Source organism: Streptomyces erythrochromogenes, assembly GCF_036170895.1.
GTDB classification, from domain to species: domain Bacteria; phylum Actinomycetota; class Actinomycetes; order Streptomycetales; family Streptomycetaceae; genus Streptomyces; species Streptomyces erythrochromogenes.
This window is the reverse complement of record NZ_CP108036.1, coordinates 1,876,068-1,898,778: the sequence shown is the minus strand read 5'-3', so window position 1 is coordinate 1,898,778 and position 22,711 is coordinate 1,876,068. Positions and strand designations below refer to the sequence as shown.

Sequence of the window (22,711 nt, the reverse complement as noted above, 5' to 3'; positions counted from 1 at the left end):
CCGCCGGCCCGGGCGGTCTACGGGGCACCGTGCGGCGCCGAACGGCCGGCCAGGGCCCGGGCCGCCGCCAGGCTCGCCGGGCGGCCCAGCGCAGCCCGGGAGGACTCCCGCAGCAGCACGGCCGCCCGGAAGGCGGTGGTGGCCGCCAGGCCGTGACGGCGCCGGTAGAGGCGGACCCGGTTGACGGTCAGCAGGGTCCACAGCCGCGGCGACACCTGGGAGTCCCCGCCGAGGTGGGTGGCCGAGGCCGAGGGCTCCAGCCGGGTCACGAAGCCCAAGTCCCGGGCCCGCAGACAGTACTCGGTCTCCTCCGAGTACAGGAAGAACGACTCGTCCCACGGCCCGCACGCGGCCAGGCACTCCCCGGACAGGGCCATCAGCGCCCCCGTCGCCCAGTCCGCCACCGTCTCCCGCCCGTACGCGGCCGGGTCGGTGACCAGCTCGCTCCAGCGCGGGAAGCGCCCCGCCCGGCGGTTGCCGATCACCGCCTCGCCCAGCGCGCGGGTCACGCTGGACTCGCGGCGCAGCGAGTGCAGCAGTGTCCGGCCGTCCTCCTCGTACAGCAGCGGGACGCTGATCCCGACCCGGCCGCCGCCGGGGTGCGCCTCGCCCAGCGCGTCGACGAGCAGCTTGGCGCAGCCCTGCCGCATCCGGATGTCCGGATTGCACACCAGGGCGGCCCGGAAGCCGCCCTCCCACCCGGCGGCCGCCGCCAGCGCGGCGTTCACCCCGGCCGCGTAACCGGCGTTGCGGCCGGTCCGGACGACCGTCGCGTCCGGGGCCAGGGAGCGGATCACCTCCACCGTGTCGTCGGCGGAGTCGTTGTCGGCGACGACGAGGCGCCAGTCGAGCCCGGCCATGCCCTCCGGCAGCGAGGCGAGGAACCCCGGCAGGACCTCCGCACTGTTCCAGGTGACGACGAGGACCGCTACCGGGCCGGAGCCGGTGCCCGCGAGGAGGTCGGGGGATGCTGATCGGCGGGAAGGCATGGGAACTCCACGGATCGGGGCTTCGGCGCCGCGCGCCGGATGAAGCCGAGGTAACTGCCTCCGGCGGCGATCGTCAGGAAGAACATCCCGGCGAACATCGGGAAGCTGAGTGCGTCGAAGGTGGCGCTGACGACCAGGGCGACGAGGGCGGACGCGAAGAACGCCTGTCCCAGCTCCCGGTCGGACTCGCCGACGGCCAGCCGGCGGATCGCCCCGCCCTGGTGGATGCCGGTGAGGAAGAGGAACAGGAGCGCGAGCAGCCCCAGGAACCCCATCTCGGCGAGGGTCAGCATGTACTGGTTGTCGGTGAAGAAGTAGAGCTCGGGAATGAACGTGCCCAGGCCCCGCCCGAACAGGGGCCGCTCGTCCAGGTAGGGGACGATCGCGCTGTACTTGACCGTACGGGCCTGGGTACTGCTGTCGGAGTTCGACAGGAAGGACGCGAACAGGGCCGTGATGGTGCCGATCAGCCCGGGGATGATCACCTTGAAGCAGGCCACGGCCCCCACGAGCACACCGATCGCGGTCCACCGCCGCTGCGGCTTCCAGCGCGGCACCATCACCAGGATCACGATCAGCGCCCCGATGATCGAGGTGCGCGACACCGTCAGCGGCAGCGCCCCGCCCATCAGCGCCACCGGCCCCCACCGGCGCCAGGCCTTCAGGTGGCGCCGTACCGGATCGAAGGCCTGCTGCACGGCGAAGGGCAGCAGCAGCGCCAGCATCCCGCCGAACTCCAGCGGCTGCGCCGTCGTGGACCGGGGCCGGGTGAACGCCCCGCGGTCCAGGGTCGTGATCTGGGGGACGCTCGACGACAGCCCCGGGATGCTGATGCTGTCGGCGATGTTGGTCGCGGTGAAGAAGTCGTAGAACCCTATGGCCGCCACGATCGTCCCCATCACCACCGCCCTGCGCAGCAGGACGTCCAGGCGCGCCCGGTCCTGGATCCCGGCGGAGACCAGCACCACCAGCGACACCCACACCAGCAGGGCGATCAGGCCGCGGTCGGCGCCGAGCAGCTCCTTGCGCACGCTCCCGCGGCTCGCGTTCGCGATGTAGGAGGCCAGCACCGAGACGGTCAGCAGCCACATCGCCACCCGGGGCAGCCGGGTCCCGGGCGCCGACCGGATCCGGCCGGCGAGCCAGGTCGCCAGATACCAGAACAGGGCCAGCAGGGCGAACACGTTGGCCGGGGTCCCCACCCCGCCCAGGCCCGGCAGCGTCAGGTTCGACGGGATGAAGAAGGCCAGCGCCAGATACCCGGTGAGCAGCGCGGTGGCGTCCACACGGCGGCCCCGGGACCTGCGCCGGCCGGCCCGGCCCGGCCCGCCGGAGTCCTCCGCGGAGCTCTCCCGCCTGCGCCGCCGGGCGGCCGGCAGCGCGTCCGCCACGAAGGAGAGGGTGAACCCGCTGCCGACGCCGACGATGAGGACCCCCAGCACCTGCTGGTAGCGGCTCTTGAGCTGCGGCACCGGGGTCTGCGGCAGTACCACCGGCGCGGTCTGCACCATGTACGCGGGCTGCACCTTGGCCGCCGCCTGCAGGGCGTTGAGCTGCTCCCCGGCGAACCCGGTCAGGATGTTGGTCTCCTCGAGCACCTTCTCCCGGTCGGTGCCCGTGACCGTCAGCGTCAGCAGCGGGCCCGAGGTGTTCGCGGCGAACCCGACGGTGTAGGGATCGGTCACGCCCAGGCTGTGCAGTTCACGGGCGGAGTCCGCCCCCGACAGCGTCCTGATCAGTACGTCCGCGGTCACCACCAGGGCGCCGCCGGCATTGGAGATGGGATTGCCGAAGGAGGGCGGCAGCTTGGAGGCCGCCGAGGAGTCCAGCAGCGCCACCGAACTCTGCGACTGGTACGCCACCGGCACCGACCGGTACAGGTGCAGCGCCGCCAGCAGGCTGAGCACGACCGTCGGCACGATCACGTACCAGCGCCGGCGCAGCACCGCGACCAATTCACGAATGCTCACGAACACCCCTGCCGGGTAACGGATTTGATGGCGGACCTACCCGGGTCCTGCAAAGATCGGACATGAAGGAAAGGATCCCCGTGTCGCCTGGTGAGTTGGTCCGTGCGCTGCGCCGGCGCTGGTACGTCCTGGTCGTGGCGGCGCTGCTCGCGGCCGCCGGAGCGGCGGCGGTGCTGCGGCCCGAACCGGTCCATCTCAGCTCCGCGATCGTGGTGCTCAAGCCGCCGGTGACCAGCAGGCAGCCGAACCAGCTCGCGAACCTCCAGCCGCCGCTCGCCGCCGTCTCGTACGCCGTCGTGCAGCAGCTGGACTCGCCCGCGGGAGCGGCCGAGCTCAAGGCGGCGGGGGTCGGCGGCACCTACCGGATGACACCGCGCAACAGCGGCACCAGCGTCACCCCGCGCCACCTGATCCCCTCGCTCCAGATCCAGGTGGAGCACTCCGACCCCGACGTGGCGGACGCGTCCGTACGGAAGATCATCGAGGTCTACACCCGGCACCTGACCGAGCTCCAGACCCAGCAGGGCATCCCGGACGCGGCACGGATGAGCGTGGACCTGCTGGTGCAGCCGCACGCGGTCGCGCGGACCGGCGACCGGATGCGGTCCCTGGCCGGGGCGGCCCTGCTGGCCGTGGTCGGCGGTGTGGCCGCGACCCTGTGGACCGACCGGCTCCTGACACGCCGGGACCGGCGCCGGCGCGAGAGCGCCGACGCCGGTCCCGAGGACCCGCCGGTGGAGCCGGTGGAGACGGGGCATCAGATCCCTCGGCGCTTCCAGGAACGCCACCACAGCCACTCGCGCCCCCGGTCGGCGACCGCCGACAGCACCAGCGGCTGAAGGTAGGGCATCACGCCCGGACCGATCCGACGGCGCAGCCGCAGCGCCCGGTATTCGCCCAGCGACGTGTAGCCGTCGGGCAGGCACTCGGCCGCGAACTGCACCAGTTCGTCGACCGGCACCACCGCGGTGCGGCCCCGGTCGTACGCCCGGTAGGCGCGCCGCAGCGCGTACCGGGCGAGCCGGGTGCGCGCCGCCAGTGCCAGCCGGTCGGCCCCCGGGAGCAGATCGCCGCACTTGACCAGCACCGAGTCGAAGGCGACGAGGCGCTGGCGCAGGTCGTCGAGCTGTCCGCCGAAGTCCGTCGTGGACATGTTGTCGCCGTGGACGCGGTAGAAGGCCTGGTCGGCCCCCTGGACGTAGCCCACGTCGGCGTGCGCGGCGAGCCGCATCCACATCTCGATGTCACCGGCGTGCGGAAGCTCCGGGTCGTAGCCGCCGACCTTGCGCTGGAGGCTGGAACGGACGACCACCTCGGGCGAGGTGATGCAGCCGGTGCCCTCCCGGAACCGCCGGTCCAGCCACCACCGCCCCGGGTAGACCACCGAGCCGGTGGACCGGGTACGGGCCGCCGGCAGCGGGCCGCCGTGCAGGAAGCGCAGCGGCCTGCCGTAGGCGAAACCGGCCTCCGGATGGGCGTCGAGCAGGGCGGCGGCGCGCACCAGGGCCCCGGGGACGAGCCGGTCGTCGGCCGAGAGCAGGGCGACGTAGTCCCCGTCGGCCCACTCCAGCAGACCCTCGTTGTAGGTCGCGATGTGCCCCTGGTTGCGCTCGTGGACCCGCACCTCGATCCGCGGGTCGGCGGCCGCCAGCGCGCGGGCCACGTCCGCGGAGTCGTCGGGCGAGGCGTCGTCGATGATCAGCACCCGGACGTCCACGCCCTCCTGCTCGTCCAGGACGCTCTTGACGCAGTCGGCCAGGAAGTGGCCGTACTTGTAGCAGGGGATCACCACGCTGACCGTGCTCACTGGCCGGACACCTCCGTGGACCCGTCCGTGGACTGGAGCGGGTTCGGCGGGGTGGTGGTGAAGACGGGACCGACCCAGTAGTTCACGGATCCGAAGGTGTTCGACGGGAACGCCGTGGCGGAGCCGTACTTGTAGAGCCCGTTGGCGCTGCCCGGCGCGTCGGCCGGGGCCACCAGCGGGTAGGAGCGGTGGGCGCCGGTGAAGTAGCCGCCGTCCACGGAGTAGTTGCCGTTCGGCGCGTGGTAGGAGGCCACGTACGTGGTGCCCGCCGTGATGGGCACGGGCGTCGCGAACTGCAGCTGCTGCCACCCGGTCAGGGTTTCGCTGCCGAAGGTGCCGGTGGCCAGCAGCGTGCCGGAGGCGGACCACAGGCTGCCCGTGTGGGTGCCGGTGTTCCCGGGGCCCTTGTAGAAGGTGACACCGGTGATGTAGCCGTTCACCGCCGACTGGAAGCGGGTGCCCAGCTCCACCGAGTTGGCGTCGTCGCCCACGTTGGCGGTGCTCGGCGTCGCGGCGGAGTTCCACAGGGTGCACGGGCAGTTCACCGCCGGAGGGCTGGCGCTGGTCGTGAAGTTCCACGTGACCGGCGCGCTCATGGCGTTGCCCCACAGGTCGGACGCCTGGACGGACGCCGTGTACGCGGTGTTCAGGGCCAGTTCGGAGGACGGGGTGAAGGTGGCGCTGTTCGAGGCGCCGAGGACCTTGGTGCCCGGGACGGTGGCGCCGCCCGAGTCCTTCACGGTGAAGGTGAGCGTCTCCGCGTCGACGGCGGTGCTGAAGGTGGCCGTCACGGCCGCCGTGATCTGGGTGCCGGTCGCGGCGGACTGCGGCGAGGTTCCGGTGACGGTGGGCGGGGTCGTGCTGGCGCCCGAGGTGTCCAGGACCGCGTCCACCCAGTAGTTGCTGCCGGACGAGGCCTTGTTCGGGAAACCGCCCGTGCCGCTGTAGCGGTAGACGCCGTTGCCGCCGTCGGTCCCGTTCTTCAGCGCGGTGAGCGGGGCCAGGCCCGCGTCGCCGGCGGCGAAGGTGTTGTCGAAGGAGTATCCGCCGTTCGGGGCGAAGTAGGAGGCGATGTAGGTGGTGTTGGGCTTGATCGGCACCGGGCTGGAGAAGTTCAGCTGCTGCCAGCCGGACGCGGTCTCGTTGGTGAAGGTGCCGGTGGCCAGGCGCTGGCCGGTGCTGCTCCACAGGCTGCCGGTGTGGGTCCCGGTGTTGGCGGGGGACTTGTAGAACCGGACGCCGGTGATGGAGCCGGCCACGGAGGAGCGGATCTTCACGCCGAGCTCGACGGCGCTGCCGTCACCGGCGTTGACGGTGCCCGGCACGGCCGCGGCGGGCCACACGGTGCAGGGGCACTGCTGCGGGCCGACGGTCAGCGGGACCGTGGTGGTCGCGCCGATGTTGACGCTGTCGTCGACCGCGCGCACCTTGATCTGCACGGGGCCCGGGGTGGTCGGGGTCCACGTGTAGCTCCAGGCGGCCAGGCCCGTCGTCGCCTTCCAGGTGGTTCCGCCGTCGGTGGAGACCTCGACCCGGGCCACCACGCCGCCGCCGGTGTCGGTCGCCGTACCGGTGACGGTCACGGGCCGCAGGGCCGGGACGGTGGCGTTCGCCGCCGGGCTGGTCACGGTGATGCCGGGTCCCACGGTGTCCGTGGACGCGGTCGAGGCGATCAGGTCGCTCTGCAGGGACTTGGGCTGGACGCCCATGTCGGCGAAGACGTTCACGGTGGCCTGCTGCATGCGCTTGTCGGCCGTGACCACCGTGTCGTCCGGGTTGCTCGTGGGCATGTTGGTCAGGCCCCAGGACCACTGCACCGTGCCCGCGCCGAACACCAGCGCGTGCGAGGTCTGGTCCCGGAAGGCCACCAGGCTGTGCGTCGCGGTGCCGTTGCCGTAGGTGTTGCCGTAGTCCTTCAGGAGCTTGCCGTCCTCGATGTCGACGGTCGTGGACGACATCTGGATCTGTCCGGCCGGGCGGCTTGCGTTCTCCACGTCGCTGTCCCACTCGTAGCCCAGCGTCCCGGTGGGGAAGGTGGCGGTCTGCGAGGGGGTGAGGTTCGCGACGGAGGTGTTGCGCCACAGCCGCTGCTTGGCGAAGGTGCCCGGCACGGTGATCGCGTCGCTGCGGTAGCCGTTGACGCTGAACATCGAACCGGTCAGCTGGTTCTGCGGCTGGAAGGGCCGGCCGTTGGTCGCGCCGGCCGGGTCCATGAAGGTACCCGTCCAGATCCCGCTCGGGTCCGGGACGCCGTTCGGCTGCGGGAAGGACAGCTTGGTCTCCTTGTACGAGACCAGCGTCCGGTCGGCGGTGTTCGTCCCGTCGATGCTCGGCGCGAGCCGGGTCTTCCAGAAGATCTCGTTGCCGGCGAAGTACGTCTGGTGCTGCCCGGCGCGGCGCGCGTTCAGGGCGTTGGTGAACTGGTCCTGGGTCCAGTACTCGTCGTGCCCGGAGGACATGAACACCTTGTGGTTCTGCAGCAGGGTCGCGCCGCGGACCGACATGTCGATGCCGGACATGTAGCTCACGTCGTAGCCGTTGCGCTCCAGCCACGCGACCATCTGGAACTCGGAGCCGTAGATCCCGTTGTCACCGCCGATGTCCATCGGCCGGTTGTAGCTGACCTCGTAGGCCCGCCCGTCCGGCGCGGGACCGCCGCCGTCGTAGAGGTCCTGGCCGCCGTAGTTGTTGTACGCCTGCCAGGTCTGGTCGCTGGTCTGCACGACGATGTCGGAGTGGCTGGAGTCCTTGCGGACGACGAACGGGTACGGCATCACGCCGTTGCCGTCCGCCTGGTCGAAGTTGGCGATGTAGAGCCCGGAGACGGCGTCGGCCGGCACGTTCCACGTCACGGTGACGGGCCAGTTGCCGCAGTCGACCAGGCCGGTGGCGGCCTTGGTGGTGCAGGCGGCCGGGTTCCCGCCGGGCGCGAAGTTCGCCGGGTACGTCTGGGCGGCCTGGGCCGCGGTCGACATCAGCCGGGCCCCGTTGCCCCCGTAGTGGCCGAGGCGGTAGACCGAGACCTTGTACGCCGTCGGCGACTGGATCTTGAACTGCACCGTTTCGCCGGGCTGGACGCTCGTCCGGTCGGGGAAGCCCTTGATGTCGCCGTACGCGCTCGGCGCGAACCACTCCTCCATCGGGGTGCCCGGCTTGGAGTTCTCGCAGACGATCGCGTTCGTGGTGGGACCGCAGGGATCGGCCGCCCCGGCCACCGCGGCCGGGGGCAGGACCGTGGCCATCAGGGCCGCCACCACGGTGAAGAGACCGTAACGGAGCAACTTTGTCCGTCTGTTCATGTGGACCTCATTGATTTCGCGCCGGCACGTATCAGCGCAGGGCGTCGGAGAACGCTTCCACGACCCGCTGCTGCTGGGCAGCGGTGATCTGCGGGAAGAGGGGGAGGGAGAGCATGCTGTCCGCTGCCTGCTCCGCGTGCGGGAAGTCCCCGCGACCGTGACCGAGGTGGCCGAAGGCCCCGGTGAGGTGGACCGGGGCCGGGTAGTGCACCCCCGCGCCGATCCCCTCCGCGTTGAGCTTGCCGACGACCGTGTCGCGGTCCGCTCCGGAGATCCGTACGACGTACAGGTGCCAGACGTGGACGTTGCCCTCCGCCGTGACCGGCAGCGTGACGCGGCCCGCCGCGGCCAGGTCGCCGAGCAGCTCGTCGTAGCGGGCGGCGGCGGCCCGCCGGGCCGCGTTCCCCTCCGCCAGGCGGGCCAGCTTCGCCCGCAGGACCACGGCCTGCAGACCGTCCAGCCGGCTGTTGAAACCGGCCACGTCGTGGCGGTACTTGGCGACCCCGCCGTGATTGGCGACGGCCCGCACGAGGTCGGCGCGCTCCTGGTCGTCGGTCACCACCGCGCCGGCGTCCCCGTAGGCTCCCAGGTTCTTGCCCGGGTAGAAGCTGGTGGCCGCGATCGTCCCGCTGCCGGGGGAGCGGCCGTCACGGGTCGCGCCCTGGCTCTGCGCCGCGTCCTCGACGACCTTCACGTGCGACGGGAGCCGCTCCGCCAGCTCCGCGGCGGCCGCACACTGCCCGTACAGGTGGACGGGCACCACCGCGCGGGTGGCCTTCCCGACCGCGTCCAGCGCGGCCTGCGGGTCCATCAGCAGGGTGTCGGGAAGGCAGTCGACCAGCACCGGCCGGGCACCGATCCGGGCGACGGCGCCCGCCGTGGCGATGAAGGTGTTGGCGGGCAGCACCACCTCGTCGCCGACGCCGACCCCGCTCGCGCGCAGGGCCAGTTCGAGGGCGTCCGTGCCGTTGGCGACCCCCACGCAGTGCCGGACCCCGGCGAATTCGGCGTACTCGCGCTCGAAGGCCTGGACCTCCGCACCGCCGATGAAGGCCGTGCCGGCCAGCACACGGTCGAATCCGGCCTTTAACTCCTCGGCGACCTCGGCGTGCGCCGCCTTCAGGTCGACGAGCGGTATCTGGTTCATACGACGGGACTCTCCATCCGTGTCTGCGGCCGCCGGCCGTTCGGGCCGGTGCCGTCTTCCGTGCCGTGCGCCGGCGCCCCGGCGGGCACCGGTGCGTCCCCGGCGGGCCCGCACGGGGCCCCGCCGGGCCCGCCCGCCTCGCGGGCCAGTTCGGCGAGGGCGGTGGCCCCCGCCGGCCGCAGGAGGCGGGCCGGGCTGCCGGCCCACACCTCCCCGGCCGGGACGTCCGCGAGGACGGTGCTGCCCATCCCGGTCAGCGACCAGGCGCCGATCCCGGCGTACTCCCGCACCAGCGCCCCCGCCCCCACGTACGCCCCGCGCCCCACCCGCACCCCGCCGCCCAGGCGGACGCCCGAGGCGAGGGTGGCGAAGTCCCCGACCTCGTCCTCGTGGGTGAGCACCGCCTGCGGCATCACCGCCACGTGCGACCCGACCCGGACGCCGGCCGTCAGCACGCAGTGCGCGAGCAGGACCGAGCCCGGGCCCACGGCCGAGGAGCCCGACACCGCCGCCGCGGGGTGCACCACCGTCGCGTACCGGTCCACCGGCAGCCCCAGGCGCCGCACCAGGCGGGCCCGTACCGCGTAGTCCCGCGGACTGCCCACGCAGACCACCACCCGGGCGGCCGGCAGGTCGTGGACCAGTTCGCAGCCGCCCGGCACCGGCACCCCGTCGACCTCCCGGCCGTGCAGGGCCGGATCGTCGTCGAGGTGACCGGCGAGCCGCCACCGGGGTGCGCGGCCGCGCGCCACGTCGGCCGCGGCCACGTCCCGTACCGCCTGCGCGGTCTCCCGCGCGAACCCGCCCGCGCCGACGATCAGCAGGTCCTCGGTCACCGGAGCGCTCATCCGCCGGCCTGCTCCCGGAGCACCGCCACCACCCGGTCCTGCTGGGCCGCGGTCATCGTGTGGAACAGCGGGAGGATCAGGGAGTCGCGGCTGATCCGCTCGGTCACCGGCAGCGGGGCCGCGCCGTGGCCCTCGTACGCCGGCTCCAGGTGCGAGGCCATGATCCCGCGCCGGGCCGAGACACCGGCCTCGGAGAGCACCCCGAGCAGTTCGTCCCGGCCGACGGGGAAGTCCTCGGCCAGCAGCACCCAGTACGACTGGAAGTTGCCCTGCCCGTAGGCGGGATCGCGGACCGGGCGCACGCCCGGGACCTCGCGCAGCAGCTCCGTGTAGCGGGCGGCGAGCGAGCGCCGCCGGGCCACGATCTCGTCCAGCCTGCCGAGCTGCACCAGGCCGACCGCGGCCTGGATGTCGGTCATCCGGTAGTTGTAGCCGACCTCCAGGTAGCTCTCGACGATCGGCTTGCTGCTCGCGTGGCGCTGTGCGGCCGACACGTTCATGCCGTGCTCGCGCAGCCGGCGCAGCCGCTCCGCCCACTGCGCGTCGTCCGTGGTCACCATGCCGCCCTCGCCGGTGGTGATCACCTTGCGGGGGTGGAAGGACCAGGCGGCGAGCAGCGCCCCGTGGCCGACGGACTTACCGCCGACCGTCGCACCGATGCCGCACGCGGCGTCCTCCACGAGCGCGACGTCCCACTCGGCGCACGCCGCGCGCAGCGCGTGCACGTCGGCGGGGACCCCGCCCTGGTGGACGGCGAGCACCGCCTTCGTGCGGGGGGTGCGAACCGCGTCCACGGTGGCCGCGGTCAGGTTGCCGGTGGCCTCCTCGACGTCGGCGAACACCGGCCGCGCGCCCACGTAGCGCACGGCGTTGGCGGTGGCGATGAACGACAGGGAGGGGACGATCACCTCGTCGCCCGGCCCGAGGTCCAGCGCGACGAGGGCCAGGTGCAGGGCGGTGGTGCACGAGCTCACGGCGATGCCGTGCTCGGCGCCCACCCGCTCCGCGAAGGCCCGCTCGAACTCGGCGACCCGGGGCCCCTGGGCGACCCAGCCCGAGAGCACCGCGTCCGCCGCCGCCTTCGCCTCCTCCTCGCCCAGCCAGGGCACCATCACGGGGATCCGGGCGCCCGCGTCCGGGGCGCTCATCGGCCCGCCTCCGGGTCCGCGCCGGCGGCGCGCTCGGCCCGCCACCAGTCCACCAGGTCCCGCAGACCGGTGCGCAGGTCGATCCCGGCCGTGAAGCCGAGGCGCTCGGAGGCCCGCGCGGTGTCCGCGAGGCGGCGGGTCACGCCGTTCACGGCGCGGGCCGGGCCGTGCTCCGGCACCAGGCCGTCCGCGCCCATCGCCTCCAGCAGCCCGTTCGCCAGCTCCAGCAGGCTGGTCTCGGTCCCGCTCGCGACGTTGAACACCTCGTCGGTCAGGTCCGACTCGGCGGCCAGCAGGTTGGCGCGCGCGATGTCGCGCACGTCCACGAAGTCCATCGTCTGCAGGCCGTCGCCGAGGATCAGCGGCGGCTCGCCCGAGGCTATGCGCTCCATCCAGCGGATGAGCACCTCGGTGTAAAGACCGTGGATGTCCATCCGCGGCCCGTACACGTTGAAGTAGCGCAGCGCGACGTAGTCCAGCCCGTACATCGAGTGGAAGCTGCGCAGCATCCCCTCGTTGAAGGCCTTCGCCGCGCCGTAGAAGGTGTCGTTGTTGTAGGGGTGGTGGCGCTCGGTCGTCGGGAACTGCTCGGCCAGCCCGTAGACGGAGGCCGAGGACGAGGCGATCACCTTGCCCACCCCGGCCGCGGCCGCCGCCTCCAGCACGTTGAACGTGCCGTCCACCATCACCTCGTTCGCCAGCCGCGGCTCCTCCGCGCACTGGGTGATCCGGATGGCGGCCAGGTGGAAGACCAGGTCGGCGCCTTCCGTCACCTTGCGCACCGCCGCCACGTCGCGGATGTCGCCCTCGACGACCTCGACGACGCCGCTGGGCAGGGCGCGGGCCAGGTTGGCGGTCCGCCCCCGCACGAAGTTGTCGAGCACCACGATCTCGCGTGCCCCGTTGTCCACCAGCTGGTCCACCACGTGCGAGCCGATGGTGCCCGCTCCGCCGGTGACCAGAATCTTCTTGCCTCGTACGCTGCTGCTCAACGCCCTGCTCCCACTGGATCGGTCGTGGTCTTGCGTGTGACGGAATGCGAGGGGTCCGGACAGGACCGGGATCGGACCGCCGGCGGTCAGCGCCCGGTGCGCAGTCCGACGACCGCACCCCGGAACTCCAGGCTCCTGGAGGCCGCTTCGAGGATGTCCAGCACCTTCAGGCCCGCCCGGCCGTCGGTCAGCGGCGGCCGACCGGTCCTGATGGCGTCGCCGAACTCCTCGACCACGCTGCGCAGCGCTTCCTTCTCGCCGATCGCGGGCGCCACCATGTCGCCGGTCCGGTAGGAGACGAGCATGTCGCGGCGCTCGTCGGCGCCGATCTCCTGCGGGGTGCTCAGCTCCACGCCCCGGTCGAACACCGAGACGCGCTGGGTGGGGTTGAGGTCGTCCCAGACCAGGGTGCGCTTGGAGCCGCCGACCATGGTGGTGCGGACCTTCGTCGGGGAGAGCCAGTTGACGTGCACGTGCGCGATGGCGCCGGTGTTCAGCTGGAGGGTCAGGTAGGCCACGCAGGACTGGCCGGCCCCGATCGGATCGGCGCCTGTCGTGGCGACGGCCACCGGCTGCACGTGGTCGGGGAGGATGAAGTCGAGGACCGACAGGTCGTGCGGGGCGAGGTCCCACAGGACGTCGACGTCCTTCTGGACGAGTCCCAGGTTGATCCGCACCGAGTCGACGAAGTGGATCTCGCCCAGTTCGCCGGAGCGGACCATCTCCCGGATCCGGCGCACCGCCGGGGTGTAGCAGTAGGTGTGGTCGCACATCAGGGTGAGGCCGCGCTTCTCGGCCTCCGCGACCAGCCGCATCCCGTCCTCGTACGTGGCGGCGAGCGGCTTCTCCACGAGGACGTGCTTGCCGGCGCGCAGGGCGGCCAGCGCGACGTCCAGGTGCGTCCCGGCCGGGGTGGCCACGGCGACCGCCTGCACGGACGGGTCGGCGAGGACCGCCGCGTAGTCCGAGGTCGGCTGCACCGTGGAGTACCGGCCGAGCGCCTGGCGGGCCCGGTCGATGTCCAGGTCGCAGAGCCACCGCAGCCGGAACTGCGGGCTGGACTGGAAGTTGCGGACGAGGTTGGGGCCCCAGTACCCGGCTCCGACCACCGCGATGCCTAAGGGCGCCGCGGACCCCCGGCCGGAGATTGCGGCGCTCTGCCCGACGGTCCGGTCGGCGCTCTGCGCGCCGTCCTTGGAGGTGTCCTTCACAGCGTTCCCTTCGTTCCGCGCACGCCGACTGGCGTGTCGACAACCCATGGCCGGGACGCGTGCGGTGGAGGAGAACGCCGTCGCCGAGGGGCACGCCGGACGCCTGCGCGTCCCGTGCGTGACCTGCTCAACGGTGATGGCCCCCCACAACCGATGTTCTGCGTGAATCGCGTACGCCGCCCCCCGGCCCGACCGCCTGTTCCCCACAAGCAGCCGAACCCGTACCACCCTTGCCGGTTCCGGACGGTGTCGGCCGCGCCGAAGCGCGCCGAATCCGGTCGGCGCCGCTCAATCTAGTCCACCGGGCGTACCCCCGGGCAGAGTTGGCGGAATCGCCGGGAGCTGGTGCTCGAGCGTGCATACTGCCCGGGTGACCAGCATCGTGATACCGGCCCACAACGAGGGCCGGGTCATCGGCCGGCTCCTCGACGCGCTCCTGGCCGACTCCCCGTCGTCCGGGCCCGACATCGTCGTGGTGTGCAACGGCTGTACGGACGACACCGCCCGGGTGGCGGGCGCGCGCGGCGACCGCGTACGCGTCGTGGAGATCCCGACCCCCTCCAAGCACACGGCACTTCGGGTCGGCGACGAGCACGCGCGCGGCTTCCCCCGGCTGTACGTGGACGCCGACGTCGTCGTCGGGGCCGCCGACGTACGGGCCCTGGCGGGCGCGCTCGCCGCGGACCCGGACCTGCTCGCCGCCGCCCCCGGCCGCGACATCCCGCCGACCGGCTGCGCCTGGCCGGTCCGGGCCTACTACCGGGTCTGGCAGCGGCTGCCGGCCGTCCGCGAGGGCCTGTTCGGCCGGGGCGTCATCGCCGTGACCGAGGAGGGACACAAGCGGATCGCCGCACTGCCCCCGCTGATGGCCGACGACCTGGCCGCGTCCCTCGCCTTCGGGCCGGGGGAGCGGCGCGTGGTGGAGGCGGCCCGGGTCGTCGTGCGTCCGCCGCGCACCTGGTCCGACCTGATCCGGCGCAAGGTCCGCGCGGCGACCTCCTCCGCGGAGTTCGAGCGCTTCCAGGCCGCGCGGGAGGCCTGCGCGGGGGCCGCGCCCTCGGCGCGCACCGGAGCGTCCGACCTGCGCGCCCTGCTGCGCGCCGATCCGGAACTGCTGCCCGCGGTCGTGGTGTTCGCGGCGGCCGCCCTCGCCGCCCGCCGGGGCGCCCGCAAGGCCATCCGCGAGCAGGACTTCTCCACCTGGCTGCGGGACGAGAGCAGCCGGCAGTGACGCGCCGGTGCGTACGGCCGAATCGTGGCGTACGCACCACAGTTGGCCCGTACACGCACTAGGGTTCGGGTTCGACTCGCACGTTCGAACGACCTCAGACCGTCTGCACGGGGGAGCGCCAGAGCATGTACCTCGCGGACCGCTCCGCGCCCTCGGGCGCGAAGACCGCGCCGACGGACCGGGGATCCGGCAGGGCGCCGGCGGTCGCCTCGACCGTCCTCGCGCTGGGCACGGTCAGCCTGATCACCGACATCTCCTCCGAGATGGTCACCGCCGTCCTGCCCCTGTACCTGATCGCCGGGCTGGGCCTGAGCCCGCTCGGATTCGGCGCCCTCGACGGGGTCTACAACGGCGTCAGCGCCCTGGTGCAGCTCACCGGAGGCCACCTCGCCGACCGGGTCCGCAACCACAAGCTGGTCGCCGGCCTCGGCTACGGCCTGTCCGCCCTGTGCAAACCCCTGCTGCTGCTCGCCCACAGCCTGGGCCCGATCAGCGTGATCCTCGCGCTGGAACGCACCGGCAAGGGCCTGCGCACGGCCCCGCGCGACGCGCTCATCTCCCTGTCCACACCGGACGGGTTACAGGGCCGGGCCTTCGGCGTCCACCGGGCCATGGACACCACGGGCGCGCTGCTCGGCCCCCTCGCCGCCTTCCTCATCCTCGGCGTGGCCGTCGACGGCTACGACGCCGTCTTCGGCGTCAGCGCCTGCGTCGCCGTACTCGGCGTCGTGGTGCTCCTGCTGTTCGTCCCCTCCGGCGCGGGCGGCACCCCGCCCCGGCAGGCCGCGGCCCCGCCCGCCGCCCTTCCGGCCCCGGCCCGCCCGAACCCCGTACGCCTGCGCGACGCGGCGGCCCTGCTGCGCCTGCCGCGGCTGCGCGCCCTGGCGCTCTGTGCGGTCCTCCTCGGCCTCACCACCGTCAGCGACGCGTTCGTCTACCTGCTGCTCCAGCGCCGGACCGGCATCGACGACCAGTGGTTCCCGCTCCTGCCGCTCGGGACCGCCGCCGTGTTCCTGCTGCTGGCCGTCCCGGCCGGCGCCCTCGCCGACCGGATCGGGCGCCGCACCGTCTTCCTGACCGGGCACGCCCTCCTGCTCGCCGCCTACGGGCTGCTGCTGTGGGCCCCCGACTGGCCCGCGCTGCCCTACCTCGTGCTCGCCCTGCACGGCATGTTCTACGCCGCCACCGACGGGGTGCTGCCCGCCGCCGTCGCCGCCACCGTCCCGGAGTCCCTGCGCGCCACCGGCCTGGCCCTGGTCGGCACCGGCCAGGCACTGGCCCGCTTCGCCTGCTCGCTCGCCTTCGGCGGGGCGTGGACCCTGTGGGGCACCGGCCCGGCACTCGCCGCCGCCGCGGCCGGCCTGCTCTGCTGCGCGGCCGTCGCCGGCCACGTACTGCGACCCTCGCCGCCCGTGCCCGCCGCACCTGCTCCGCCCGACCCTGCCCGACGCCCGTGAGGAACCCGATGACACGCTCCCGCCGCCTGCTCATCCTCGCGGTCGCGGTGCTGCTGCTCGGGGGCGTCGGCGCCGCCCTGGTGCTGCACGCCGCCTCCCGCGCCGACCGGCCCCGGACCGGCGGCCCGGCGGCGACCGCGGGGGCCGTCACGCTGACGGCCGGACGCGACACCCTGACCTTCCTGGGCAGCGGACAGGGCCCGCACCGCGGGGCCCTCGCCTCCGTCCCGGCCGATGCGCCCGACGGCACCCGCACGGTGTCCGACCTCAGCTGCCAGCGCTTCCACGCCGCCGCGGGGACCGGCGTCTGCCTGCGCTCCAGCCCGGGCGCGCTCGCCCAGGACAACAAGGCGATCATCGTCGACGCCGAGCTGCGCCCGGTGCGCAGCTTCCCCCTGGCGGGCACGCCCAGCCGGGCCCGCGTCTCGCCCAGCGGCCGCTTCGCCGCCTGGACCGTGTTCGTCTCCGGCGAGTCCTACGGCGCGGCGTTCTTCTCCACGCGCACCGCGATCCTGGACACCAGGACCTGGAAACTCGAGCCCAACCTGGAGGAGTTCGCGATCACGATGGACGGGCGGGACCACCGGGCCCAGGACGTGAACTTCTGGGGCGTCACCTTCGCCAAGGACGACGACACCTTCTACGCCACCCTCTCCACGGCCGGCGAGACGCACCTGGTCAAGGGATCGGTCTCCCGACGCTCCGTCACCACCCTCGTCAAGAACGTCGAATGCCCGTCCCTGTCCCCGGACGAGACGCGCATCGCCTACAAGAAGCGGGTGCGGGCCGGCGCCTCCCTGTGGCGCGAACACGTCATGGATCTGGGGACGTTGCGGGACCACCCGCTCGCCGAGAAGCGCAGCGTGGACGACCAGGCCGCCTGGCTCGACGACGACACGCTGGCCTACGGCCTGCCCGGCGACGACGCCGCCGACCGCACGGACCTGTGGACCGTGCCCGCCGACGGCTCCGGGACCCCCCGCCTGCTGACCTCCGGTGCCTCCTCCCCGGCCCGTCTGGGCTGACGGGCCGGGCAGCAGGTCAGGCCCGGTCCACGAAGGTCCGTACCCGCTCGACGAGCGCGGCGCTGTCCTGGCAGGAGGGGGCTCCCACCAGTACCGCGCCCGAGGCCATGTGCGGCTCCTGGCTCGCGGCGCAGTTCGGCGGCGACGACCACCTGCTCCACGCCGTCCGCGTCCACGCCGAAGGCGGCGACGCAGCCCGGGCGGATCGCGGGGTGCGCGCTCTCGGCGGTGCGCTGGATGTCGTGCGGGTAGTGGTTGCGCCCGCCCACGATGACGACGTCCTTGATGCGGCCGCAGACGAAGAGGCCGTCCTCCGTCCGGAAGCCGAGGTCGCCGGTGCGCATGTACGGGCCCTGGTCCCCGCCGTCGACCGGCGTCGCCTCGAAGGCCTCGCGGGTGAGGTCGGGGCGCTGCCAGTAGCCGACGGCGACGCTGTCGCCCGCGACCCAGATCTCGCCGACCTGCCCCGGACGGCACCGCGCACGCGTCCGAGGGTCGACGACGGCCACGTCCAGGGTCCGGCTGGTGCCGCAGCTGACGAGGACGCGCGCGGCCGGGCTGTCGTCAGGCACGCTCACCGCGGTGCCGCGTTCGAGCTCGTCCTCGTCGAAGGCCCGGACCCAGGGCCGTTCGAGGGGCGCCCCGCTCACGAGCAGTGTGCTTTCGGCGAGCCCGTACACCGGAACGATGGTTTCCGGGCGGAACCCGGTGGAGGCGAATTCCTCCGAGAACCGCTTCATGGAATCGGCACGGACGGGTTCGGCGCCGTTCGTCGCGACCAGCCAGGACGAAAGGTCCAGGCCCGCACGTTCCTCGTCGGTCGCTTTTCGAGTGCACAGGTCGAATGCGAAATTGGGGGCCGCGGAAAGCGTTCCGCGGACGTCGATATCGCTCGCAGCCAGCGCACCGGGCTCTGCAGGAACGCCACGGTCGGCATGGAAACGGAATGGATTCCCGTCATCGCCGGAACGATGATCATCGAGATCAGTCCCATGTCGTGATAGGGGGGAGCCACCCCACGACGACCGTGGACCCGTCCATCCCGAGCGAGGTGCGGATGAGGTCGGTGTTGTGGGTGAGGTTGCCGTGGGTGACCATCACACCCTTCGGCCGGCCGCTCGAACCGGAGGTGTACTGGAGGAAGGCGACGGACTTCGGCTCCGGGGACGGCGCGGACCAGCCCGCTCCGGCCCCGTCGGCGATCGTGTCGACCGCCAGCCAGGGCGCCTCCTGGACATCCGGGATCGTGCGCGCCGCCGTCTCGACGGCCGCCCGGATCCCGGCGGTGGTCAGTACGGCCGCGGGCTGCGCGTCCTCGGCGATGCCGGCCAGCCGCAGCAGCCCGCGGGCGCGCTGCGCGGGGTGGGGCAGGTACGCGGGCACGGCGACGACGCCCGCGTACAGGCAGCCGAATAGCGCGACGACGAAGTCCTGGCCGGGCTGGAACGGCAGGAGCGCGCGGGATCCGGGCTCCACCTGCGCGGCGTGCAGGCTCGCGGCGACGGCCCGCGCCCTGGCGTCGAGCATCGCGAAGGTGAGCGGGGGCTCGGCCTCCTCGCCGTCGGGGAGGAAGGTGAACAGCGGATGGTCCGGTATGCGCGCGGCGTGCGCGCGGACGGCGTCGACCACCGTCTCGTGATGCATCGGTTCGGCAGGCATTCTCAGCCTCATTCGGTGCCGGATCGTCGGCTCGCACGGGGTGCGGGCCGACGGGCGGGATGACGGGAGCAACGCGCGGGATACCCCTTCTTCGGGGTGCCGGAGCTCCGGGACTCACGGGGCCGATCTGGGGACGAGGAAGCGCGGGGCCCTCCGGGTCGGATGACACGAGGTCATGCAACCGGCGTCCATCGCATCCTGATCCGCAAACATCGACCTTTTCTTCCGGTGAGTTTCGATCCGCAGCACAGCGCGGACGTGCGGGGGCGAATCAATCAATTCCCCATACCGTGTCCTCGGCGATCAGGAGCACTGGTCCAAACCTTAGGTCGACCCTCGCTGCGCGGTCAACTCGCATTGAATGGCCGGAAATTGTCTGCAATTCCGGGCGGCCTGAATAGTTTTGGCCACCCCTGGTCGGGGCGGGAGGAGGGGGCGGGGCGCGATGCGTCCGAGCGGTGACGATGGGACCGGATGCTGGATGGCCGTAACCGATTGAGCGAAATCGAGCCTTTCGCGCGGGGACATCCTGTCAATCCGGCGCGCGTATGGGCCGTTCGGCCCGGTAGTGACACCTTCGGGCACAAGCGGCCGAACCGGGTGGTTCGAGGTGCCCGGAGCGGGCAGGCGTGGGGCATGACCTTTGAGCATCCCGCGAAGGAGGGCGACGAGAACGAGCTGGGGCGGTTCGCGAAGCTCGCGGAACTGGCCTCCAACCTCACCAGCTCCGCCGGCTTCTCCGTGTTCTGCGTCCTGCTCGTGGCGGCCTTCATCGTGGTCCACCTGCTCCATCTGGACACGAGCTGGCAGCACCTGGTCGGCGACGCGATGGGCGCGGTGGCCCTGCTCCTCCTGGCCCTGCTGAAGAACTCCGAACGCCGGGCGGAACACGCCATCCAGGTCAAACTCAACGCCATCGCGGCCGCCCTGCTGGAACAACAGGAGGGCGACTGGGGCCAGGCCCACAAGGACCTCCAGAAGGCCATCGGCCTGGAAGACCGCCAATAGCCTCCCGGCGGGGTTGCGGGTTTTCGCGGGGCGGCTTTGGTCCTTCGGCGGCTCGGCTCCTGCCGGGGTTGCGGGTTGTCGTGGGGCGGGATGGATGGGGTGGGGCGGTGCCGCTCGGCTCCTGCCGGGGTTGCGGGTTGTCGTGGGGCGGGATGGATGGGGTGGGGCGGTGCCCCGCCGGAGTGTCTCCTCGGCTCGGCGCGTGCGGGGTGTCTCGGCGAGGCGGCCTGGGTCGCGCGCTCGTCCTGCGGGGACACTCCGCCGTGTCCCCACCCCACGCCAGCGCTCCGGTACTCCTGCCCGTGCAGGGGGACACGCCCGTACTGCGCGCTCCGGGCCGGCACGGATGGCGCCCCGGAACCGGGCTCGTACTGCTGGAGCGGGGACGGGGAGGGGTGTCCCCGCAGGACGAGCGCGCAACCACCCCGCACAGGACGAACCCCTCGCACGCGCGAGCCGAGGAGACACCCCTCCGCGGCACCGCGACCCGCCCGCACGGGGCATGGATTCCGCCCGTACCGCGATGCCACGGCCCGGCCACACCGCGCCCGGATCCCGGCCCGGCAAGGGCAGGGGCCCGGGGCCGTGGCCCCGGAGTCGGATCCCGTACGGCCCGGCCAGGGCATGGGCCTCGGAGTCGGATCCCGTACGGCCCGGCCAGGGCATGGGCCTCGGAGTCGGATCCCGTACGGCCCGGCCAGGGCATGGGCCTCGGAGTCGGATCCCGTACGGCCCGGCCAGGGCATGGGCCTCGGAGTCGGATCCCGTACGGCCCGGCCAGGGCATGGGCCTCGGAGTCGGATCCCGTACGGCCCGGCCAGGGCATGGGCCTCGGAGTCGGATCCCGTACGGCCCGGCCAGGGCAAGGGCCCCGGAGTCGGATCCCGTACGGCCCGGCCAGGGCAAGGGCCCCGGAGTCGGATCCCGCACCGCCCGGCCAGGGCAAGGGCGTGGGCCGAGCGGCCGTGCCCCCCGGCGCTTTCGGGTGACATCGCCGCTCCGCTTCGGCCGCCCCCCGCCCGAAGGGGACGAGCATCGCAGGCGGCCGGTCGTGCGCCGGTCACCAGCCGCCGAACAGGCCCGGCACCGCGACGCGGCGGCTCCGGGTCGCCGCCGGGAGACCACGTGTACGTCCTGCTCGTCGCGAGCGCGTTCAACAGCCTCACCCAGCGAGTCCACGCCGAGCTGCGCGACCACGGCCACCGGGTGGCCGTAGAACTGGCCCTGCCCGACGCCCCCCTGGGCGACACCGTGCGCCGCCACCGGCCCGACCTCGTCCTCGCGCCCATGCTGCGCACCGCCATCCCCGAGGACGTCTGGGCCGCGTACACCTGCCTCGTCGTCCACCCGGGACCGGTCGGCGACCGCGGCCCCTCCTCCCTCGACCACGCCGTCCAGGACGGCGAGACCCGTTGGGGGGTCACGGTCCTCCAGGCCAACGCCGAGATGGACGCCGGGGACGTCTGGGCCACCGCCGACTGCCCGGTGCCCCCCGTCGGCAAGAGCGACCTCTACCGCGGCGAGATCGCCGACGCGGCGCTGGAGGCCGTCCTGCTCGCCGTCGAGCGCTTCGCCTCCGGCACGTACGTCCCGCCCCCCCAGACCGGTGGCCGGGCCCGGCCGCCCGTGCGCCAGGAGGACCGCCGGATCGACTGGGCGGCGGACGGCACCGAGCGCGTCCTGCGGGTCCTGCGCGCCGCCGACTCGCAGCCCGGCGTACGCGACCACCTGCTCGGCGCCGACTGGTACCTGCACGGCGGCCACCGCGAGGACGGCCTGCGCGGCCGCCCCGGCGAGCTCCTCGCCACCCGGGCCGGCGCGGTGTGCCGCGCCACGGCCGACGGGGCCGTGTGGATCCCCGAGCTGCGCGCCCCCCGGCTGCCGGGCCGGCCCGCCACCCCCCGGCTGCCCGCGACGCTCGCCCTCGCGGACCGGCTCGACCGGCTGCCCCCGCTGCCCGAACTGCCCGCACCGCCGGACGCCGGCCCGTACCGCCCCGCCTGGTCCGACATCGGCTACCACGAGGAGGGCCAGACCGGCTTCCTGACGTTCTCCTTCCCCGGCGGCGCGATGAGCACCGCGCACTGCCGCCGCCTGCTGGACGCGTACCGGACCGCCTGCACCCGCCCCACCACCGTCCTGGTCCTGGGCGGCGGCCGCGACTTCTTCTCCAACGGCATCCACCTGGGTGTCATCGAGGCCGCCGCGGACCCCGCCGAGGAGTCCTGGGCCAACATCAACGCCATGGACGACCTGGTCGAGGCGGTTCTGACGACCACTGACCGCCTCGTGGTCAGCGCCCTCGGCGGCAACGCCGCCGCCGGCGGCGCCATGCTCGCCCTCGCCGCCGACGAGGTCTGGTGCCGCTCCGGCGTCGTCCTGAACCCGCACTACCGCCTGATGGGGCTGTACGGCTCCGAGTACTGGACGTACACCCTGCCCCGGCGCGTCGGCCCCGCCCTCGCGGACCGCCTCACCACCGAGGCCCTGCCGCTGGGCGCCGCCGCCGCGCAGCGGCTCGGGCTGGTCGACCGTACGGTCCCCTGCGCGGCCGGGGACTTCCCCCGCGAGACGCAGCGCCTCGCGGTCCGTCTCGCCGCCCTGCCCGCCACCGCCTCCCGGACCGCCGCGAAGAAGGCCGCACGCGAGCGCGACGAGGCGCGGCGCCCGCTGGCCGCCCACCGGGAGGCCGAGCTGGCGCGGATGCGGCGGACCTTCTTCGACCCGCACGCCCCCTACCACGCCCTCCGCCGCGCCTTCGTCCGCAAGGAACGCCCCTCGGCCACCCCGCCCCACCTCACCCGCGCCGCCGCGGACCGGCGCGGTGTCACTGGACTGGCCGTACCAGACGCGGCGCCCGGCCCCGGCAGCTGTTAGCAAGAAATGTGGAGCCGAGGCAGACCGCCTCCCCGCCCCACCC

The 22,711-nt window shown here is 73.3% G+C and carries 16 protein-coding genes and 1 pseudogene; 6 read left to right on the top strand and 11 right to left on the bottom strand.

Features of this window, described 5'->3' with window-relative positions; translation table 11 throughout:
- Positions 1–17 precede the first annotated feature (17 nt).
- Together OHA91_RS08815 and OHA91_RS08810 are read right to left on the bottom strand one after the other, a co-directional pair.
- Positions 18–989: a glycosyltransferase gene (locus OHA91_RS08815; protein WP_266493148.1), complete on the bottom strand. Its 972-nt coding sequence runs from the start codon at positions 987–989 to the stop codon at positions 18–20.
- Positions 929–2,959, bottom strand: a complete 2,031-nt coding sequence (locus tag OHA91_RS08810) for an O-antigen ligase family protein (RefSeq protein ID WP_266493150.1) — start codon at positions 2,957–2,959, stop codon at positions 929–931. The genes OHA91_RS08815 and OHA91_RS08810 overlap by 61 nt, the downstream gene beginning before the upstream one ends.
- A gap of 62 nt (positions 2,960–3,021) precedes the next feature.
- On the opposite strand from OHA91_RS08810, the gene OHA91_RS08805 reads away from it, so the two are divergent.
- Positions 3,022–3,798 carry a hypothetical protein gene (locus OHA91_RS08805; RefSeq protein ID WP_209441507.1) on the top strand — a complete coding sequence of 259 codons (777 nt, stop codon included), beginning with the start codon at positions 3,022–3,024 and terminating at the stop codon, positions 3,796–3,798.
- Here OHA91_RS08805 and OHA91_RS08800 read toward each other — a convergent pair.
- The 7 genes from OHA91_RS08800 to OHA91_RS08770 form a co-directional block, all read right to left on the bottom strand.
- Entirely contained in the window at positions 3,717–4,766 is a 1,050-nt protein-coding gene (locus tag OHA91_RS08800) for a glycosyltransferase (RefSeq protein WP_328738982.1), read from the bottom strand. The two genes, OHA91_RS08805 and OHA91_RS08800, sit on opposite strands and share 82 nt — an antisense overlap.
- Complete coding sequence (locus tag OHA91_RS08795; RefSeq protein ID WP_328738981.1) at positions 4,763–8,065, bottom strand: DUF4082 domain-containing protein; 3,303 nt, start codon at positions 8,063–8,065, stop codon at positions 4,763–4,765. Before OHA91_RS08795 ends, OHA91_RS08800 begins: the two co-directional genes overlap by 4 nt.
- Positions 8,066–8,096: 31 nt before the next feature.
- Positions 8,097–9,212, bottom strand: coding sequence for a DegT/DnrJ/EryC1/StrS family aminotransferase (locus OHA91_RS08790; RefSeq protein ID WP_031152123.1), 1,116 nt, complete (start codon positions 9,210–9,212; stop codon positions 8,097–8,099).
- On the bottom strand, positions 9,209–10,060 hold the full coding sequence (locus OHA91_RS08785; protein WP_328738979.1) for a NeuD/PglB/VioB family sugar acetyltransferase: 852 nt from the start codon (positions 10,058–10,060) through the stop codon (positions 9,209–9,211). The genes OHA91_RS08790 and OHA91_RS08785 overlap by 4 nt, the downstream gene beginning before the upstream one ends.
- Positions 10,057–11,208: a DegT/DnrJ/EryC1/StrS family aminotransferase gene (locus OHA91_RS08780; RefSeq protein WP_328738978.1), complete on the bottom strand. Its 1,152-nt coding sequence runs from the start codon at positions 11,206–11,208 to the stop codon at positions 10,057–10,059. The genes OHA91_RS08785 and OHA91_RS08780 overlap by 4 nt, the downstream gene beginning before the upstream one ends.
- The gene (locus OHA91_RS08775) at positions 11,205–12,200 is read right to left on the bottom strand and encodes an NAD-dependent epimerase/dehydratase family protein (RefSeq protein ID WP_031152126.1); all 996 of its coding nucleotides are present in this window, start codon (positions 12,198–12,200) and stop codon (positions 11,205–11,207) included. Before OHA91_RS08775 ends, OHA91_RS08780 begins: the two co-directional genes overlap by 4 nt.
- Positions 12,201–12,286: 86 nt before the next feature.
- On the bottom strand, positions 12,287–13,411 hold the full coding sequence (locus OHA91_RS08770) for a Gfo/Idh/MocA family protein (RefSeq protein ID WP_266493165.1): 1,125 nt from the start codon (positions 13,409–13,411) through the stop codon (positions 12,287–12,289).
- Between the two features lie 370 nt (positions 13,412–13,781).
- On the opposite strand from OHA91_RS08770, the gene OHA91_RS08765 reads away from it, so the two are divergent.
- From OHA91_RS08765 to OHA91_RS08755, 3 genes are all read left to right on the top strand, one after another.
- Positions 13,782–14,642: a glycosyltransferase gene (locus tag OHA91_RS08765; RefSeq protein WP_328738977.1), complete on the top strand. Its 861-nt coding sequence runs from the start codon at positions 13,782–13,784 to the stop codon at positions 14,640–14,642.
- Between the two features lie 125 nt (positions 14,643–14,767).
- Positions 14,768–16,099: an MFS transporter gene (locus tag OHA91_RS08760; RefSeq protein WP_328738976.1), complete on the top strand. Its 1,332-nt coding sequence runs from the start codon at positions 14,768–14,770 to the stop codon at positions 16,097–16,099.
- An 8-nt stretch (positions 16,100–16,107) separates the two neighbouring features.
- Positions 16,108–17,124: a TolB-like translocation protein gene (locus tag OHA91_RS08755; RefSeq protein WP_328738975.1), complete on the top strand. Its 1,017-nt coding sequence runs from the start codon at positions 16,108–16,110 to the stop codon at positions 17,122–17,124.
- A gap of 425 nt (positions 17,125–17,549) precedes the next feature.
- On the opposite strand, the pseudogene OHA91_RS08750 reads toward OHA91_RS08755, so the two are convergent.
- Both OHA91_RS08750 and OHA91_RS08745 read right to left on the bottom strand, forming a co-directional pair.
- Positions 17,550–18,011 (bottom strand): annotated as a pseudogene (locus OHA91_RS08750) (AMP-binding protein); the annotation flags it as partial.
- Positions 18,012–18,108: 97 nt separating this feature from the next.
- Positions 18,109–18,783 carry an AMP-binding protein gene (locus OHA91_RS08745; RefSeq protein ID WP_266493175.1) on the bottom strand — a complete coding sequence of 225 codons (675 nt, stop codon included), beginning with the start codon at positions 18,781–18,783 and terminating at the stop codon, positions 18,109–18,111.
- A gap of 636 nt (positions 18,784–19,419) precedes the next feature.
- Between OHA91_RS08745 and OHA91_RS08740 the strand changes: the two genes are divergently transcribed.
- Both OHA91_RS08740 and OHA91_RS08735 read left to right on the top strand, forming a co-directional pair.
- A complete protein-coding gene (locus tag OHA91_RS08740; protein ID WP_031152137.1) occupies positions 19,420–19,791 on the top strand; it encodes a low affinity iron permease family protein in 372 nt (123 codons plus the stop codon).
- 1,125 nt (positions 19,792–20,916) lie between these two features.
- Entirely contained in the window at positions 20,917–22,668 is a 1,752-nt protein-coding gene (locus OHA91_RS08735; protein WP_266493181.1) for an enoyl-CoA hydratase-related protein, read from the top strand.
- Positions 22,669–22,711: the final 43 nt, after the last annotated feature.

Coding starts and splice junctions, on each gene's coding strand:
- OHA91_RS08815 (WP_266493148.1), bottom strand. CDS start 989: ATGCCTTCCCGCCGATCAGCATCCCCCGACCTCCTCGCGGGCACCGGC.
- OHA91_RS08805 (WP_209441507.1), top strand. CDS start 3,022: ATGAAGGAAAGGATCCCCGTGTCGCCTGGTGAGTTGGTCCGTGCGCTG.
- OHA91_RS08795 (WP_328738981.1), bottom strand. CDS start 8,065: ATGAACAGACGGACAAAGTTGCTCCGTTACGGTCTCTTCACCGTGGTG.
- OHA91_RS08790 (WP_031152123.1), bottom strand. CDS start 9,212: ATGAACCAGATACCGCTCGTCGACCTGAAGGCGGCGCACGCCGAGGTC.
- OHA91_RS08785 (WP_328738979.1), bottom strand. CDS start 10,060: ATGAGCGCTCCGGTGACCGAGGACCTGCTGATCGTCGGCGCGGGCGGG.
- OHA91_RS08780 (WP_328738978.1), bottom strand. CDS start 11,208: ATGAGCGCCCCGGACGCGGGCGCCCGGATCCCCGTGATGGTGCCCTGG.
- OHA91_RS08760 (WP_328738976.1), top strand. CDS start 14,768: ATGTACCTCGCGGACCGCTCCGCGCCCTCGGGCGCGAAGACCGCGCCG.
- OHA91_RS08755 (WP_328738975.1), top strand. CDS start 16,108: ATGACACGCTCCCGCCGCCTGCTCATCCTCGCGGTCGCGGTGCTGCTG.
- OHA91_RS08745 (WP_266493175.1), bottom strand. CDS start 18,783: ATGCCTGCCGAACCGATGCATCACGAGACGGTGGTCGACGCCGTCCGC.
- OHA91_RS08740 (WP_031152137.1), top strand. CDS start 19,420: ATGACCTTTGAGCATCCCGCGAAGGAGGGCGACGAGAACGAGCTGGGG.